Origin of the sequence: Serratia sp. SSNIH1 (assembly GCF_002935055.1) — a bacterium.
In the GTDB taxonomy this organism is placed as follows: domain Bacteria; phylum Pseudomonadota; class Gammaproteobacteria; order Enterobacterales; family Enterobacteriaceae; genus Serratia; species Serratia nevei.
In genome coordinates this window covers 2,986,361-3,001,981 of sequence record NZ_CP026383.1, presented here as the reverse complement: position 1 = coordinate 3,001,981, position 15,621 = coordinate 2,986,361, and the positions used below count along the sequence as shown (strand labels likewise).

The window sequence follows — 15,621 nt, the reverse complement described above, 5'->3', positions numbered from 1 at the left end:
CGTTCACAGCTCGCAGATGGCGTAAGTGCCTTTGCCGGCGGATTTCGCCTGATACATTGCGCTATCGGCGCTGGCCAACAGCATTTCCGCCGTCACCTCTCCGTTCGAAGAGATCGCCGCGCCAATGCTGGCGGACAGGCAGACCTTTTGTTGACCGATCTGCGAAATGCCGGCCAGCTGCGCCAACACCTTTTCGCAGAATTCGTTGACCTCGCGCCGCGGCGCCGTCAACGGCCACAGGATCACCGTGAATTCATCGCCGGCCAGGCGCGATACGCTGTGGCGTTCGCCGGCGCAGGCGCTGAGCAATTTGGCGAACGTCTTCAGGATCACATCGCCGAAGTCATGGCCATAGCTGTCGTTCAGGGTCTTGAAACCATCAAGATCGATGAACAGCAGCGCCATCTGTCGCTGGTGGCAACAGGCCTGCAGCGTGCCCGATAACCGGCGCAGAAATGCGCGTCGGTTGGTCAATCCGGTCAGCATGTCGTGCGTCGCGTCATACTCCAACCGTTGCTGCAGGCGCTTCAGTTCAGTGATGTCCATGGCGAGAATGTAAAATCCCTGCGCTTCGCAAGGCACCAGCGTGGTGTGGATCATCAGCAGCCCCTGCTGGGTCTGCAATTCGTTTTCGAAACTGACCATTTCGCCCGCTAGAGCCCGTTCGATCATCGGCTTGGCCATTTGATAGACGCTTTCGCCCATAAACTCGCGCACCGTCATGCCCTGCAGGCTGGCCTCTTCCAGACCAAACCAGGTTTTATAGGCGCTGTTGGCAAACAGATAGCGTTCATTGGCGTCGATCTGGCTGATTAACGCCGGCATGTTGTCGGTAATGGCGCGCAGGCGTTCTTTCTCCGCGCTGAGCTGAGATTCGGCGAGTACCCGGGTTTCTATCTCTTCGTTGAGCTTTTTAACCACCACGTTGAGCTCATGCGTGCGGATTTCGACGCGCTCTTCCAGCTCATGCTGCAAGGCGAACAGGTCGGCCTCCGCCGCCTTGCGCTCGCTGATGTCGACGATAACCGAGATAAAATGGTCCGGCTTGCCGTTCGGCAGGCGATTGAGCGCCACCGTCAACTGCACCCAGACGATCGAGCCGTCGGCGCGGAAATAACGCTTTTCCATCGAATAGGTGCTGATTTCGTTTTTCAGCAGCTGTTGCAAGTACTCCAGATCGGTATTGAGATCGAGTGGATAAGTGATGTCCTGAAACGTGCGATCCATCAGCTCGCGCTCGGAGTATTGCAGCATTTCGCAGATGCGCGGATTGACCCGCAGCCAATAGCCCTGCAGCGAGACCAGCGCCATGCCCACCGCCGCCTGAGAAAAGGTCTGCTCGAATAGCGCCTCCGTGCGCTGCAGATCGGATTTCAGGTTTTCGGTATAGACGTGGCGCTCAATGCTTTGCAGATACTCTTCCACTACCGCGGCGAAGTCATGCAGGTCGGCCAGTTTGTCCTGAGGAAAAGGATGAGGGTGGCTGTCGATAATGCAAAGCGTGCCGAGCGGCAAGCCGTCCAGCGATAACAACGGCTGCCCGACATAAAAACCGATCCTCGGGCCACCGACCACCAGCGGATTATCGAAAAAGCGCGGATCCTTGGCAGTGTCGGGCACCACCAGCGTTTCACGCTGCAAGATGGCATGGCCGCAAAACGAGATATTGCGCGGCGTTTCCCGCGCATCCAAGCCATAGCGCGATAAAAACCATTGGCGATCCCGGTCGATCAGTGACACCAGCGCAATGGTGACGCCGAAATATTTGGCGGCCAGCCGCGTGATGCGATCCAGCTTTTCCACCGAGTTCGAATCCAGCACGTTCAGCGAATTCAATACCGACAGGCGTTCGGCCTCGTTTTCGGGGAAGCAGGGTTCGAGCATATTGACTCCTGTTGCGTCTCCAACGGGCCACGCCGCCTTTCAGGTCCGATCGCCCGTCGTATTTTTAATCAGAATCAGTTCGTTGCGTCCGTCGGCGGAACGGTAACGAACTTCGTCCATCATGGAATAAATCAGTATCAATCCGATTCCGCTTTCTGGCCAACTTTCCAGCGAGCCCGGTTCGGGGAACGACCGCTGTTTATCCGCTACCGCCTGCAGAATGTCCGCCGGTATAGGACGCCCGCTGTCGGTGAGCGTCACGGCGATCGCGTCGGCAAATAGTGACATAGTCACATCCACGTTATGCCGCACGTCGTAATTGACGCCGTGCCGGACGATGTTGCTGAATGCCTCGCTGGCCGCCAAATCCATCTGATATATCGCTGCCGGATCAAGCGCGAACGGCGCCACGAACCGCTGAAAAGCGTTGCTCAGCGTATCCAGATTTTCAAGCGCCGCACCCAGGCGCAGCGTGGTGGTGGCTGTCTCCATCAAGGCCTCCCGGTTAAACGCCACGCTATTCGCGGGCAAGGATATTTAGCGCGTCCTGCCGCGTAGCGCCGATGGTAAAAATCCGGTCCATACGGGTCAGTTTGAACAGATGCTGAATATTGCCGTTCAGCGAACACAGCACCAGTTCCCCTTTTCCGTTCAACGTCTTGAGTATCGACACCAGCGCGCCCAAACAGCTACTGTCGATGAAATCGACTCGGCTGAAGTCGAGCAGTACGTGATTACCGTTACGCTCGATCACTTCCAGCACCTGCTGCTTGAACGCCAGCGCGACGGAAGCGTCGAGGCGGCGCACCAGCGGCACCACGATCTCGATGTCATTTTCGGTGTACATTTCAAAATTCATGGTCTTCCTCATCGAAGTTGTCTGCGGTTATGCGGTGCGCTCGATCGCCACCAGCGAAATATCGTCATTAAAGAAACGGCCGTACTCTGCGAGCCCGTCAGGCTCCGGTCGGCTCCAGTCGCCCAGCTCGCGTTCAACGCGCTGGAAAACCGCGGCCGTCGCCAGCAGACGATGCTCTGTCAGTAACTGCTGCAGCCGCGTTTCTCCATAGAGCTCTCCCGCGCGGTTCTCACATTCGCTGATGCCGTCACTGTAAAGATAGAGCCGTTCGCCGGGCGCCAGAGAAAACTCGCAGCTTTGATACTCCGACTGGGGAAAAAGCCCAACGGGGACACCACCGAGGCCGACGGTACGCAGTTCACCGTCCCGGCAGATAATGAAAGGCGTCGGATGCCCGGCCTGACAGAGCGCCCCCCGCCCGGTTCGAGTGTCGATAAAACCGTAAATAAGCGTGAAATAGCTGGTGATTTCTTCGTTGTCGAAGCAAAAACGCCGGTTGAGCGCCGCGACCACCTGATGAGGCGCAATGACGCCTCCCTCGTCGATCAGCAGTCGCCCATCGGCCCGGCCGGTAAGAAACTCTCTGGCGACCGCCAGGGAAAGCATCGCGGCGCTCACCCCATGACCGGCGACATCAATGCAGTAAAACGCCAAATGACGGGCGTCGAGCGCAAAATAGTTCAGCAGGTCGCCGGAAACGTACGCGGAAGGCAAAAACATCCAGTCCGCCTGATAGCCGCTGAACGTCAACGCTGCCGCCGGCAACACGCTGCGCTGCAATCGTGCGGCAGCCTGCAGATCCTGCTCGATTTGCCGGTAGGCGCTGCTCAACCGCTGGTTGCGAATCGCCAGCGTGCTTTCTAACGTCAGGATGCGTTCGGCGGCATGAAGTCGGGCGCGCAGCTGACTCTGATTGACCGGTTTGGAGAGGAAATCGTCGGCACCAGATTCCAGCCCCTGCACCAGATCGTCGATCGACTGGCGCGCCGTCACCAGAATGGCATAGATGTAATGACCGAAATCACGCTGGCGAATTTGGTGGCAGAGCGCCACGCCGTCCATTTGCGGCATTTCCCAATCGCTGATGACGGCGTTGATGGTTTGCGTCTCCAACATCGCCAGCGCGTGCACGCCGTCCTGCGCCTCCAACACCCGGTAGCCCCATTTGCTCAGCATGCTGCCCAGCAGATGCCGGTAGCTCCTGGAGTCATCGACGATCAGGATGGTCAAAGGGGATGCGCTGTCTTTCTCCGTCGGTTCCACAGTCACACTCGCTTAAAACGGGAGCGTCCAGCTCAGGTTGATCGTCCCGCGCCGAAAATTGGCATTGGCATCGCTGCGCCATGGGTAGCGCGTACCGGTGTAGTTGTCGTAATGCACGGAAACCGCGCCCGGCAAATAGCTGGACACATAGCCGATACTGTAGGTGTAGTCGTAGTCCCAGGGCTGCTGTTGCTGACTGTCGGGGTAATAGAACGACGACACGCGCAGGAAATAGTGTTGCAGCAGCGTGTAACCGCAGCTGGCCAACAGCGAGCTTTTGTTACGTTTGATGCCGCTGTCGGCCAACGAATAGTAGCGCGGGACATAGCTGTATCCCACCTGGCAGATCAACGCGTCTTCCTTGTTGATCAGCAGGTGTTTTTCGACGCTGTCCGGCAAACTGAATTTATACGCAAACGTCCAGGCGCCTTGTTCAAAATAGGTGTGTCTGTCGCCGCTGGCCGGATAAAAGTGGTTATTATCGTTATAGTTGCCGTAGACCAGGCTGAAGGTGCCGGGGTGCCAGTCATCGTAGCCAAAGCTGTAAACGAAATCGGTGCTGTATTTATTGGTGTCCTGCAGCGGCATTCGCACCGTCATGTTGGCGAAGAAATAGCTCATCGGCGAATACTGCATGCTCAGCAGCAGGCGCTGATTGTACTTATCGCGGATCTCGGAAGAGTCGCTCCCCGTGGGCACATAAACCGGATGCCGGGCCAAATCCGAGTTATAGGTCAGCGCCGCGGAGAAAGACGATTCGCTGCCGGAGAACAGACGCGCCCAAGGGCTGGTGAACACCCGCACTGCCGGTTGGTTAGGCGTCGTGTCCGCCGCCCAGCCGCAAACGCTGAACAGACAGCCGGCAAGCGGGGACAGGCGCCGTAATAAACGGGTGGTCATATCAGTAATTCATCCCCCAAATCTCCTTGGCATAGCCGCGAATGGTGCGATCGCTGGAAAAACCGCCCATGCGTGCGATGGTCAACAGGGCGCGACGGTGCCACCGCTCCGGTTCGTCGAAATCGGCCGCCGCTCGCAGCTGAGCCAGCCGATAGCTCTCGAAATCTTGCAAATGACAGAAATAGTCGCCGGCGATCAGGATATTGCGTAACGGCGCAAACAGTTCAGGGTCGGCCGTAAACAGGCCCGACGTCAGTGAGTCCACCACACGGGCGATACGCGGATTGTTGCGATAATGATCGCCACCGTGGTAACCGCTGCGCCTGATGGCGTCGATTTCCTCTGCGGTGGCACCGAACAGGTAAAAATTGTCCGCCCCAACCGCATCGCGGATTTCGATGTTTGCCCCATCCTGCGTGCCGATGGTCAATGCGCCATTGAGGGCGAATTTCATATTGCTGGTGCCCGAGGCTTCGGTACCGGCGGTCGAGATTTGCTCGGACAGATCGGTCGCGGGGATAATGCGTTCGGCCAGCGAGACCTTATAGTCCTCGAGGAACACCACTTTCAGCTGGCCGCCGACGCGAGCGTCCTGATTAATGCGCTGCGCCACGCAACCGATCAGTTGAATGATCAACTTGGCCACCGCATAACTCGGCGCGGCCTTACCGGCGAACAGATGCACTTTAGGCGCGATGGTTTTACCGCCTTCCTTGATCTCCAGATAAAGGTCTATCACGTGGAGAATGTTCAGCAATTGCCGTTTATATTCGTGGATCCGCTTCACCTGGCAGTCGAACATCGCCATCGGATCGAGATGGATACCGTGTCGCTCTGCAATCAGCCGACACAAGGTGCCCTTATTTGCGCGTTTTATCGTACGTATTTCGTCGATCGCGCCAACATCGTCGGCCAATTTCTCCAGCCCGGCCAACTGCTGCAAATCCGTCGGCCATTCCTTAGCCAAATGTTGATGCAGAAACGCTGCCAGCGGTGGGTTAGCCTGCTGCACCCAGCGGCGCGGCGTGACGCCGTTGGTCTGGTTAATGAATTTTTCCGGCGAGATAAAATAAAAATCCGGCACCAGGTTTTTCTTGATCAATTCCGAATGTAGCTTTGCCACGCCATTAACCCGATGGCTGCCGACGATTGCCAGGTTAGCCATCCGCATCTTTTTGTCGTTTTCGCCCGTGAACAGGGAAAGCGACGGCAACAGCTGCGGTTGCTCGGGCCAGCGTGCGGCCACTTCCGCCAGAAAACGCCGGTTAATCTCATAAACGATCTGCAAATGACGCGGCAGCAACTTTTCAAACAGGCTCACCGACCAGGTTTCCAGCGCTTCGGGCATCAGCGTGTGATTGGTGAAGGCGCAGGTTCGCTGCGTGATGTCCCAGGCCTGCTCCCACGGCAGCTGGTGCTCATCGACCAACAGGCGCATCAGTTCTGCCACCGCCAGAGCGGGATGGGTGTCGTTGAGCTGGATCGCCACCCGTTCCGGCAACGCCGCGATCGGCGCTTCTTCCTTCGCATAATCGGCCAGCACGTCTCGCAGCGTACAGGCGACCAGGAAATATTCCTGCGTGAGGCGAAGCTCCTTGCCGGTCAACGCCTCATCCGCCGGGTAAAGAATCTTTGAGATATTCTCGGAGGCGATTTTCTCGCTCACCGCCTTGATATAGTCACCCCGGTTGAAGATATGAATATTGAAGGAATCTGAAGCCAGTGCGCTGTAAAGCCTCAACTTATTGGTCGCAGACCCCTGATAACCGGAAACGAGATAGTCGTGCGGGATCCCGACGAGAATCCGCCAATCCATCCACATCGGGTTATAGTTTCCCTCGGCGTCTTCACCGTGCTCAACGCGGCCGCCGATCGGGATCAGCATCTGTTGGGCGTGGTGCTCGACCAGCCACGGCGAGTGCGTGGAGTGCCAGTCATCCGGCTGTTCGATTTGCCTGCCGTCGTGGATCGCCTGTTTGAAGAGCCCATACTCGTATTTGATGCCGTGCCCGGAAGCGGCGATGTCCAACGTGGCCATCGAGTCAATGAAACAGGCGGCCAAGCGCCCCAACCCGCCGTTGCCTAGAGCTGCATCGGGCTCTTCATCAATAATGCGCTCGAAATCGAATCCCAATTCGGTAACCGCGCGCTGCATATTCGTCAGCAAGCCGATATTGATCAGGTTATTGCGCAGTGACTGACCTAATAAAAACTCCATCGACAAATAATAAAGACGTTTCTTTTTTTCCGCGCGTTGTCTTTGCTGCGTAATCAGAAAGTCATCGTATTGATAATGACGAACAGTCAGCGCCACTGCATTGAAAATGTCGCTTTCAGTTGCCGCCGACAAGGCCACACAGAGTTGATATTTAAGATTCTTTTCAATCTGCGCACTCAGCTCGCTAACGCTCGGCGCAGTAGCTACAGGCTGTTCTGATGTCATTGCACTTCCTTTCGGGAATGATATTCAACGGTATATTCGTTAAACGGCAATAAGTTATCAGATAAATTCTAGCCCCTTTTTTTATAATGTCTTTTTTTTGCCGAATTTATTTTTAATTCAAACGGGAATGGTGAGATTGTTAATTATATTAAGAGCGGATTTGGCACAATTAAATGATGATCGACGCAATGATTTGATTAATCCATGCCGGTTCCAACGTTGCGTTTACCCCCGCGCTGCGCTACAGTCGTTCACAAGGTGATGGTGTTCCACCTTTCCCAACCGCCGCGTTCACTCGAACCGGATGATGACGCCTGATATACAACTTCGCTTTATTTTTTAGGCAGGTATGTCAGGAGTCGCTATGAATGAAATTTCACGTTTTACCTCTTTTCCACTCCAGCCCGATGTCGTCGCACGGGAAATGCCTCTGTACGTTTTCGGCCATAAAAACCCCGACAGCGACAGCATCTGCAGCGCGCTGGTGGTCGCGGACTGGCTCAATCACCTCGGCAAACCGGCCGTGGCTTTCCGCCTTGGCGAGCTGACGCCGGAAACCCGCTACATACTGGCTGCCGCCGGCGTACAGGCGCCTGCGCTGCTGACAGACGATCTCCGTGACCGCAAAGTCTGGCTGGTCGACTTTACCGATATCGAACAAGGCCCGGCCTCATTGCCCGACAGCGACGTGGTCGGCGTTATCGACCATCACCGGCTGGGCACATTAGTCACCCGCAACCCGCCCGATGTCTGGGTGCGCGCCGTCGGCTGTTGCGCCACCGTGATCCTGCAGATCCTGACGGCAGAAAAACCGATGCCACTTAACGCCGCACAGGCCACGCTGCTGCTGGGCGCCATCCTGAGCGACACCGTCGCGCTCAGTGCGCCGACCACCACGGAACAGGATCGGCGGGCGGTCACCCGGTTGCGCGCAATTTCTCACGTCGACTATGACACCTTCACCACCGGGCTACTGGCCGCCAAAACCGATCTCTCCGGGCAATCCGTCCCGCAGTTGCTGCAGCGCGATGCCAAGAATTACCGCATCCATACCGTTTCGCTGCTGCTGTCGCAGATAGAAGTGCGGGCCATGAGCGACATCGATCCGCTGTTGCCCGCGCTGCAACAGGCACTCGAGCAGGCGAAGCAGGAAGCCGGGCTGGAGATGACCGCGCTCCTGGTTACCGATATCACCCACCGCCGATCCACCCTGTATTTCTCGTCGAACCGGGTGCTCGCCATTCGGCAGGTGTCGCTGCCCGGGATGACGAGCCGAAAAAAAGAGGTTTTACCGTGGTTAACCCTACAGATTGCTCACGCAGGGAGATAAGTCATGCCGATCTACCAACACGCTTTACTGCTGGTGCAGGATGAACGCGACGGCCGGCTGCTGTTGCGCCATGCCGAACGCCTCAATCAGCAGATGAATACGCGCATTACCGTGGCGCACATCAGCGCCGACTATGCCGAGCTGGACTACCTCAGCGATGCGCAAACCAAAGATCGCCAGTCCAGCGAGGTGATCGCCACCAAAGCCATGCTCAGCCGCCTGGTGGACGACTGCTCAATCCCCCTGGAGGTGCGCGCAATGGTCAGCATCCATCGCTTCAAAGACGTCGAAGCCCTGATTGCCCGTGAAGGCGTCGATCTTTTGTTGCTCGGCCATCAGAACCGTCCGTTTGGCGTCTATGCCTCCTTCGGCTTCGAATTCATCAACCATTTATCCATCGATGTGCTGATAAAGCACGTTCCCATTCCCTAGAACGAGGTGACTACCCATGAGCGATGAGATTGAAAGTGTAACCGCCAGAGAGATCCTGGATTCGCGCGGCAACCCGACCGTCGAAGTCGAAATGAGCGCGGCGGGCGTCGTGGCCCGGGCTTCGGTGCCTTCGGGAGCCAGCACCGGGTCGCGCGAGGCGGTGGAGCACCGCGACGGCGATCCGCACCGTTTCGGCGGCAAAGGCGTACTGGAGGCGGTGCACAGCGTCAAAACGGCGATCAACGAGGTGCTGCGCGGAGTGGATGTGCGCCAACAAGAGGAGATAGACCGCCGGCTGATCGCGCTGGACGGCAGCGAGAACAAGAGCCGATTGGGGGCCAACGCCCTGCTCGGTGTTTCTCTGGCCGCCGCCCGCCTCGCGGCGCAATTGTCGCAGCTGCCGCTGTATCGTTATCTGGGCGGCATCGGCGCCAACCTGCTGCCGGTGCCCTGCATGAATATCATCAACGGCGGCGTGCACGCCCGGTGGCAAGGGGCGGACTTTCAGGAGTTCATGATAGCTCCCCTGGGCGCGCCGTCGCTGCGCGAGGCCGTGCGCTGGGGCAGTGAAGTTTATCAGGCGCTGCGCCAAATCCTGTTGGAAAAAGGCCTGTCGGTCGGCGTCGGTGACGAAGGCGGTTTCGCGCCGGCGGTCGCCTCAAACCGCCAGCCGCTCGAGCTGATCGTGCAGGCGATAGAAAAAGCCGGCTACCGGCCGGGAGAAGATATCGCGATCTGCATGGATCCGGCCTCGAGCGAATTCTACGCCGACGGCAAGTACCGCCTGCGCAGCGAGAACCTCGAGTTGGACGCAGCCCAGATGACGGCCTATTACCAACGGCTGGTGCAGGACTTCCCCATCGTGCTGATTGAAGACGGCTTGGCCGAAGACGACTGGGCCGGCTGGCGTATTCTGAGCGACGCCCTGGGCGACCAGGTGGAGCTGGTCGGCGACGATCTGTTCGTCACCAACGTGAAATACATCCAGCGCGGGATTGATGAACGGTTGGCCAATGCGGCGCTGATCAAGCTGAACCAGATCGGCACGCTGAGCGAAACCTTCGCCGCCGTACAGCTCTGCCAGGCGAACGGCTGGGGCACCTTTATCTCGCACCGCAGCGGTGAAACCGTCGACAGCTTTATCGCCGACATGACGGTCGCGATGCGAGCCGGCCATCTGAAAACCGGCGCGCCGAGCCGCGGCGAGCGGATCGAAAAATACAATCAGCTGATGCGCATCGAAGATCAGTTGGGCGCCGCGGCGGTGTATGCCGGGCGTTTCGCCTTTAAACGCCGCTAAGCTTTGCCGGCCGGGCCGGCGATGCGTCGGCCTGTTTTACGCCCTTGGCTTGGCACAGCCCGGCAACGCCGGACTCCAATAAGGTCAGCCGGGTCGTCAACAAGGTTTCTCGTTGTTCATTCAGCGTGGCCATCATCAGCTCGATCTCCGCCAGCCGTTCATCGACGCCACGTATCAACCCATCCTCATAAGCGCTGCCCTGCAGCGCCAGCACGCGTTGGATCGCCTGCAGCGAAAACCCCAGATTTTGGCCGATTTGGATCAGGTGCAATCGCTCCAGCGCGCTATCGCTGTAGACCCGATAGCCGTTGACGCCGCGCACCGGTTTCGGCAGCAGCCCCAGCTGCTCGTAGTAGCGTATCGCCGAGGCAGCCACGCCGGCGCGCTGCGCCAATTCTCCGATCTTCATGCCCTATTGACCTTAAAGTTAACTTTAAACCTAGTATAGCGCCATTCCCCTTACGACAGGAGCGCAAAACCGATGTTTACCCCACTGACGCTGCCCAACGGCAGCCGCCTGACCAACCGTCTGGCCAAGGCGGCGATGGAAGAAAATCTGGCCGCCCCGGGCCAACTGCCCGGCCCGGCGCTGTGGCGCTTATACCGCTATTGGGCCGAAGGCGGCGCCGGCTTGATCATCACCGGCAACGTGATGATCGACGGCCGCGCCATGACCGGCCCCGGCGGCGTGGTGCTGGAACAAGACACGCCGCTCGCCCCGTTCGAAACCTGGGCCAAAGCCGCACGCCAGGGCGGCGCGCAGGTGTGGATGCAGCTTAACCACCCGGGCCGGCAGGTGATGGCGAACATGGGCGGCAACGCATGGGCGCCCTCCGCCATCCCGCTGGCGATGGGCAAGCACAGCAAGCTGTTCGCCCAGCCGCAGGCGATGGATAAAACGCAGATCGCCGAGGTTATCGCGCGCTTCGCCGCCAGCGCGCACGCCGCCGAACGGGCCGGTTTTACCGGCGTGGAGATCCACGCGGCGCACGGTTACCTGATATCCCAGTTTCTCTCACCGCTGACCAACCAACGCAACGATCGTTGGGGCGGCGAGTTGGCGAACCGCGCCCGCCTGCTGCTGGAGGTGGTGCGTGCGGTGCGCGAGCGCGTCTCGCCGGGCTTTTGCGTGGCGGTCAAACTGAACTCCGCCGATTTTCAGCGCGGCGGTTTTTCATCGGACGATGCCCGCCAGGTGGTGCTGATGCTGAACGATCTGCCGGTCGATCTGATCGAACTGTCCGGCGGCAGCTACGAAAGCCCGGCGATGCAAGGCGAAACGGCGGACGGCCGCACCCTGGCGCGAGAAGCCTATTTTCTGTCCTTCGCCCGCGATCTTGCTGCGGTGGCCCGCATGCCGGTGATGACCACCGGCGGCATCGCCCGTCCTTCGGTGGCGCGGCGGGTGCTGGACAGCGGCGTTGCGGTTGCCGGCATCGCCACCGCCATGGCGGAAGTGCCCGATCTGCCGCGGCGCTGGCAAACCGGCGCGGCTCCCCATGCGCTGCCTGCCCCGGTCACCTGGCGCAGCAAAGCGATGGCGTCGCTCGCCCGCATGGCGTTGGTCAAGCGCCGGATGCGAGCGCTGAGTGACAATCGGCCGCGCAACGTACGCTACTCCCCGCTGTTCACGCTGATCGTCGATCAATGGCGCACCCGCCGTATCCTGCAGCGCTACCACGCCTGGTTACGGCAACGTTAACGGCAACAGCGCCGGCGCACCGGCCGGCGCTGCGTAAAAATCGCGCTTTTTTGATCGCGCTACGTGAAATCTGAGAGAAATCACCGATCTGGATGCTGCGCTTTTAACGGTTGGCCATTTATATTCATCACAAATTTTGTGTATATAAACGCTATAGGACTTAAGGTGGTGAATAGATAAAAATAAGCCGTTAATTCCTATTTATGTTATTAAGCGGAAATTCACCTTATTAATAAGCGTATTAAAGCCGCCTGCAGGTTGGCGGCGGAAAGGATTTTTGTGCCATGTTAACGATATGTTGTTTTTTACCGGCAAAATCAACGGTCAATAAATCAACAACATATTGATGAGCCTAAGAAAAAACCAAACAATTCAAAACAAAATCGGCTATTGAGTCCCAGGCGAAAAAGCCATATATTGGTCGCGCTTTTCACAAGGCAGTTACTTTTCTAATTCATTAATTCAATCGGAGCGTGTTGAGACCTTCGGTTGTAGGAGAGATATGATGACGGATAAAGTCCGTATTGATACTTTAGTTGCAAACTCATTAAACGGAAACAATGAAACCTATTTGGCGCGCCAAGCCGAATTTGAGTCGAATGTTAGGAGTTATCCGCGCAAATTGCCGTTGGCAATTGCGAAAGCCCAGGGCGTTTGGATCACTGATGTTGAGAATAATCAATATCTTGATTGCCTGGCCGGGGCGGGAACGTTGGCTCTTGGACATAATCACCCCGACGTCCTGCAAAGCATCCAAAATGTCATTACCAGCGGCTTGCCGTTACATACTCTCGATCTCACGACCCCGTTAAAAGATCGTTTCTCCGATTACCTGCTCTCTCTGTTGCCGGGCGAAGGCAAAGCGTATTGCCTGCAATTCTGCGGCCCGTCCGGTGCCGATGCGGTGGAAGCCGCGCTGAAGCTGGCGAAAAAGCACACCGGCCGTTCCGGCGTGATCAGCTTCTCCGGTGGTTATCACGGCATGACCCACGGCGCGCTGTCGGTCACCGGCAACCTGTCGCCGAAGGCGGCGATCAACGGCATGATGCCGGAAGTGCAGTTCATGCCTTATCCGCATGAATACCGCTGCCCGCTGGGCATCGGCGGCGAAGCCGGCGTCAAGGCGCTGACCTACTACTTCGACAACCTGATCAACGACGTGGAAAGCGGCGTGCGTAAACCGGCGGCGGTGATCCTGGAAGCCGTTCAGGGCGAAGGCGGCGTTAACCCGGCACCTGCCGAGTGGCTGCAGCGCATCCGCAAAGTGACGCAGGAGCATGGCATTCTGCTGATCATCGACGAAGTTCAGGCCGGTTTCGCCCGTACGGGCAAGCTGTTCGCCTTCGAACACGCCGGCATCGAGCCGGACATCATCGTGATGTCGAAAGCGGTCGGCGGCGGCTTGCCGCTCGCGGTACTGGGCATCAAGAAAGAGTTTGACGCCTGGGAACCGGGTCACCACACCGGCACCTTCCGCGGCAACCAGCTGGCGATGGCCACCGGCCTGACCACCCTGCAATACCTGAAAGAGCACAAGGTCGCCGACAAAGTGGCCGCTCAAGGCGAATGGCTGAAAGGCAAACTGGCCGAGCTGCAGAAACGTTATCCGGTGATCGGTCACGTCCGCGGTCTGGGCCTGATGATCGGCATCGAGATCGTCAAGCCGAATGAAGCGCAGGATCACATGGGCTGCTACCCGGCCGATGGCGAACTGTCTGCGCTGCTGCAGAAGAAATGCTTCGAATCCGGCCTGATCCTGGAGCGCGGCGGGCGCAACGGCTGCGTGCTGCGCCTGCTGCCTTCGCTGCTGATCACCAACGATGAGCTGGGTATTTTCCTGGATAAATTTGAGCAGGCGCTGTTGGCCGCCGGCGTCAAGCCAGTCTGATTGGAGCGAATGACCGCGATGTCCAAGTTAAACCCGATTCTGGCTTCCTCGGCGCACAGCGCCGAGGCTTACCGCCAGGCGATCGCGCAGAGCAGTGAAGCCGTCGTGCAATGGCTGCAGCAGCCCGAGATGTATCAGGGCAAAAGCGTGGCCGAACTGCGCGAGCGCATCAAGCTCGACTTCACCCCGCAAGGCCTGGGCAACCAGGCGGCTATCGATCGTGCCATCGAGTACTTTTTGAAAGACAGCCTGTCGGTGCACCACCCGCAGTGCGTGGCGCACCTGCACTGCCCGAGCCTGGTGATTAGCCAGGCCGCCGAAGTGCTGATCAACGCCACCAACCAGAGCATGGATTCCTGGGATCAAAGCCCGTCGGCCACGCTGATCGAAATGAAGCTGATCGAGTGGCTGCGTGCCCAGGTCGGTTACCAGCCCGGCGATGCCGGGGTGTTCACCAGCGGCGGCACCCAGAGCAACCTGATGGGTCTGATGCTGGCGCGCGATGCGTTCTTCGCGCGTCAGGGCCACTCCGTGCAGCAGGACGGCCTGGTGGGCGATCTGCGCAAGCTGAAGGTGTTCTGTTCTGAAAACGCCCACTTCTCGGTGCAGAAGAACATGGCGCTGATGGGCCTCGGCTATCAGTCCGTCACCCTGGTGAAAACCGATCGCTTCGCCCGTATGGACGTGAACGATCTGGCGGAAAAACTGGCGCAGGCCAAGGCCAACGGCGAGCAGGTGATGGCGATTGTCGCCACCGCCGGCACCACCGACGCCGGTGCCATTGACCCGCTGCGCGACATCGCGCGGCTGGCGGCGGAACAGCAGATTTGGGTACACGTGGATGCGGCCTGGGGCGGCGCGCTGCTGCTTTCCGAGCAGTACCGCGACTACCTGGACGGCCTGGAACTGGTGGACTCCATTACCCTGGACTTCCACAAGCAGTTCTTCCAGACCATCAGCTGCGGTGCCTTCTTGCTGAAAGACGAGCGCCACTATGAGCTGATGCGCTATCAGGCAGCCTACCTGAACTCCGAGTTTGACGAAGCGCAAGGCGTGCCGAACCTGGTGTCCAAATCGCTACAGACCACCCGCCGCTTCGATGCGTTGAAGCTGTGGATGGGGCTGGAAGCGCTGGGGCAGAAGCAATACGCCGAGATCATCGATCATGGCGTGACGCTGGCGCAGCAGGTGGCGCGTTACATCGCCGATCAGGAATCGCTGGAACTGGTGATGCAGCCGCAGCTGGCCAGCGTGCTGTTCCGCTACCGTCCGGTGCAGCTGGCGGCGAACGGCGACGCGGCCGTCGCGCTGTTCAACCAGCGCATCGGCGACGCCCTGCTGGAATCGGGCCGCGCCAACGTCGGCGTGACCGAGTTCGATGGCGTGACCTGCCTGAAGATGACGCTGCTGAACCCGATCGTGACGCTGGAAGACATCAAGCTGTTGCTGGCGCTGGTCGAGAAAACCGCACAGCAGCTGCCGGCGTAACGTCGCCCAGCCTGCCACCCAAGCCGATAACCTCCGTTATCGGCTTTTTTATTGCTCATCAATCGCAGGAGACGCAGCGTTTACGCTGATATACTGCAGCAAACGCCTTCCCCCATTTCCAGCACAACAGGA

13 protein-coding genes and 1 riboswitch are annotated in these 15,621 nt (G+C 58.5%); of the genes, 6 read left to right on the top strand and 7 right to left on the bottom strand.

Going from position 1 to position 15,621, the window contains the following annotated elements:
* Positions 1–3 precede the first annotated feature (3 nt).
* Genes C3F38_RS14555 through C3F38_RS14530 form a run of 6 tightly spaced genes read right to left on the bottom strand, consistent with a single transcriptional unit; the run spans position 4 to position 7,349 of the window.
* Positions 4–1,884 carry a diguanylate cyclase domain-containing protein gene (locus C3F38_RS14555; protein ID WP_038871667.1) on the bottom strand — a complete coding sequence of 627 codons (1,881 nt, stop codon included), beginning with the start codon at positions 1,882–1,884 and terminating at the stop codon, positions 4–6.
* A gap of 39 nt (positions 1,885–1,923) precedes the next feature.
* Positions 1,924–2,376, bottom strand: coding sequence for an ATP-binding protein (locus C3F38_RS14550; RefSeq protein WP_038871669.1), 453 nt, complete (start codon positions 2,374–2,376; stop codon positions 1,924–1,926).
* 25 nt (positions 2,377–2,401) lie between these two features.
* Entirely contained in the window at positions 2,402–2,743 is a 342-nt protein-coding gene (locus tag C3F38_RS14545) for an STAS domain-containing protein (protein ID WP_038871672.1), read from the bottom strand.
* A gap of 27 nt (positions 2,744–2,770) precedes the next feature.
* Complete coding sequence (locus C3F38_RS14540) at positions 2,771–4,006, bottom strand: PP2C family protein-serine/threonine phosphatase (protein WP_223294936.1); 1,236 nt, start codon at positions 4,004–4,006, stop codon at positions 2,771–2,773.
* Positions 4,007–4,018: 12 nt separating this feature from the next.
* On the bottom strand, positions 4,019–4,906 hold the full coding sequence (locus tag C3F38_RS14535; RefSeq protein WP_223294935.1) for a hypothetical protein: 888 nt from the start codon (positions 4,904–4,906) through the stop codon (positions 4,019–4,021).
* Position 4,907: 1 nt separating this feature from the next.
* Positions 4,908–7,349: a glycogen/starch/alpha-glucan phosphorylase gene (locus C3F38_RS14530; protein ID WP_055316914.1), complete on the bottom strand. Its 2,442-nt coding sequence runs from the start codon at positions 7,347–7,349 to the stop codon at positions 4,908–4,910.
* A 248-nt stretch (positions 7,350–7,597) separates the two neighbouring features.
* Positions 7,598–7,673, top strand: a riboswitch (Fluoride riboswitch).
* Between the two features lie 40 nt (positions 7,674–7,713).
* Between C3F38_RS14530 and C3F38_RS14525 the strand changes: the two genes are divergently transcribed.
* The 3 genes from C3F38_RS14525 to eno are packed head-to-tail and all read left to right on the top strand — an operon-like array spanning position 7,714 to position 10,411.
* Positions 7,714–8,679: a DHHA2 domain-containing protein gene (locus tag C3F38_RS14525; protein ID WP_080479022.1), complete on the top strand. Its 966-nt coding sequence runs from the start codon at positions 7,714–7,716 to the stop codon at positions 8,677–8,679.
* Positions 8,680–8,682: 3 nt separating this feature from the next.
* A complete protein-coding gene (locus C3F38_RS14520) occupies positions 8,683–9,111 on the top strand; it encodes a hypothetical protein (protein WP_055316912.1) in 429 nt (142 codons plus the stop codon).
* 16 nt (positions 9,112–9,127) lie between these two features.
* Positions 9,128–10,411, top strand: coding sequence for a phosphopyruvate hydratase (eno, locus tag C3F38_RS14515; RefSeq protein ID WP_038871684.1), 1,284 nt, complete (start codon positions 9,128–9,130; stop codon positions 10,409–10,411).
* Here the strand turns inward: eno and C3F38_RS14510 are convergent.
* Positions 10,398–10,820: a MerR family transcriptional regulator gene (locus C3F38_RS14510; RefSeq protein ID WP_038871685.1), complete on the bottom strand. Its 423-nt coding sequence runs from the start codon at positions 10,818–10,820 to the stop codon at positions 10,398–10,400. The two genes, eno and C3F38_RS14510, sit on opposite strands and share 14 nt — an antisense overlap.
* A 72-nt stretch (positions 10,821–10,892) precedes the next feature.
* Between C3F38_RS14510 and C3F38_RS14505 the strand changes: the two genes are divergently transcribed.
* The 3 genes from C3F38_RS14505 to C3F38_RS14495 all read left to right on the top strand — a co-directional run bounded on the left by C3F38_RS14505 (position 10,893) and on the right by C3F38_RS14495 (position 15,489).
* A complete protein-coding gene (locus C3F38_RS14505) occupies positions 10,893–12,113 on the top strand; it encodes an NADH:flavin oxidoreductase/NADH oxidase family protein (protein ID WP_055316910.1) in 1,221 nt (406 codons plus the stop codon).
* Positions 12,114–12,618: 505 nt separating this feature from the next.
* Positions 12,619–14,001: a diaminobutyrate--2-oxoglutarate transaminase gene (locus C3F38_RS14500; RefSeq protein WP_071845411.1), complete on the top strand. Its 1,383-nt coding sequence runs from the start codon at positions 12,619–12,621 to the stop codon at positions 13,999–14,001.
* 18 nt (positions 14,002–14,019) lie between these two features.
* Positions 14,020–15,489, top strand: a complete 1,470-nt coding sequence (locus tag C3F38_RS14495; protein ID WP_038871724.1) for an aspartate aminotransferase family protein — start codon at positions 14,020–14,022, stop codon at positions 15,487–15,489.
* The last annotated feature ends 132 nt before the right edge of the window (positions 15,490–15,621 follow it).

What these genes read in the sequence shown, in the direction of transcription:
- C3F38_RS14510 (WP_038871685.1), bottom strand. Translation starts at nt 10,820, where the DNA reads ATGAAGATCGGAGAATTGGCGCAGCGCGCCGGCGTGGCTGCCTCGGCG.
- C3F38_RS14550 (WP_038871669.1), bottom strand. Translation starts at nt 2,376, where the DNA reads ATGGAGACAGCCACCACCACGCTGCGCCTGGGTGCGGCGCTTGAAAAT.
- eno (WP_038871684.1), top strand. Translation starts at nt 9,128, where the DNA reads ATGAGCGATGAGATTGAAAGTGTAACCGCCAGAGAGATCCTGGATTCG.
- C3F38_RS14535 (WP_223294935.1), bottom strand. Translation starts at nt 4,906, where the DNA reads ATGACCACCCGTTTATTACGGCGCCTGTCCCCGCTTGCCGGCTGTCTG.
- C3F38_RS14500 (WP_071845411.1), top strand. Translation starts at nt 12,619, where the DNA reads ATGACGGATAAAGTCCGTATTGATACTTTAGTTGCAAACTCATTAAAC.
- C3F38_RS14505 (WP_055316910.1), top strand. Translation starts at nt 10,893, where the DNA reads ATGTTTACCCCACTGACGCTGCCCAACGGCAGCCGCCTGACCAACCGT.
- C3F38_RS14525 (WP_080479022.1), top strand. Translation starts at nt 7,714, where the DNA reads ATGAATGAAATTTCACGTTTTACCTCTTTTCCACTCCAGCCCGATGTC.
- C3F38_RS14545 (WP_038871672.1), bottom strand. Translation starts at nt 2,743, where the DNA reads ATGAATTTTGAAATGTACACCGAAAATGACATCGAGATCGTGGTGCCG.
- C3F38_RS14555 (WP_038871667.1), bottom strand. Translation starts at nt 1,884, where the DNA reads ATGCTCGAACCCTGCTTCCCCGAAAACGAGGCCGAACGCCTGTCGGTA.
- C3F38_RS14495 (WP_038871724.1), top strand. Translation starts at nt 14,020, where the DNA reads ATGTCCAAGTTAAACCCGATTCTGGCTTCCTCGGCGCACAGCGCCGAG.
- C3F38_RS14520 (WP_055316912.1), top strand. Translation starts at nt 8,683, where the DNA reads ATGCCGATCTACCAACACGCTTTACTGCTGGTGCAGGATGAACGCGAC.
- C3F38_RS14530 (WP_055316914.1), bottom strand. Translation starts at nt 7,349, where the DNA reads ATGACATCAGAACAGCCTGTAGCTACTGCGCCGAGCGTTAGCGAGCTG.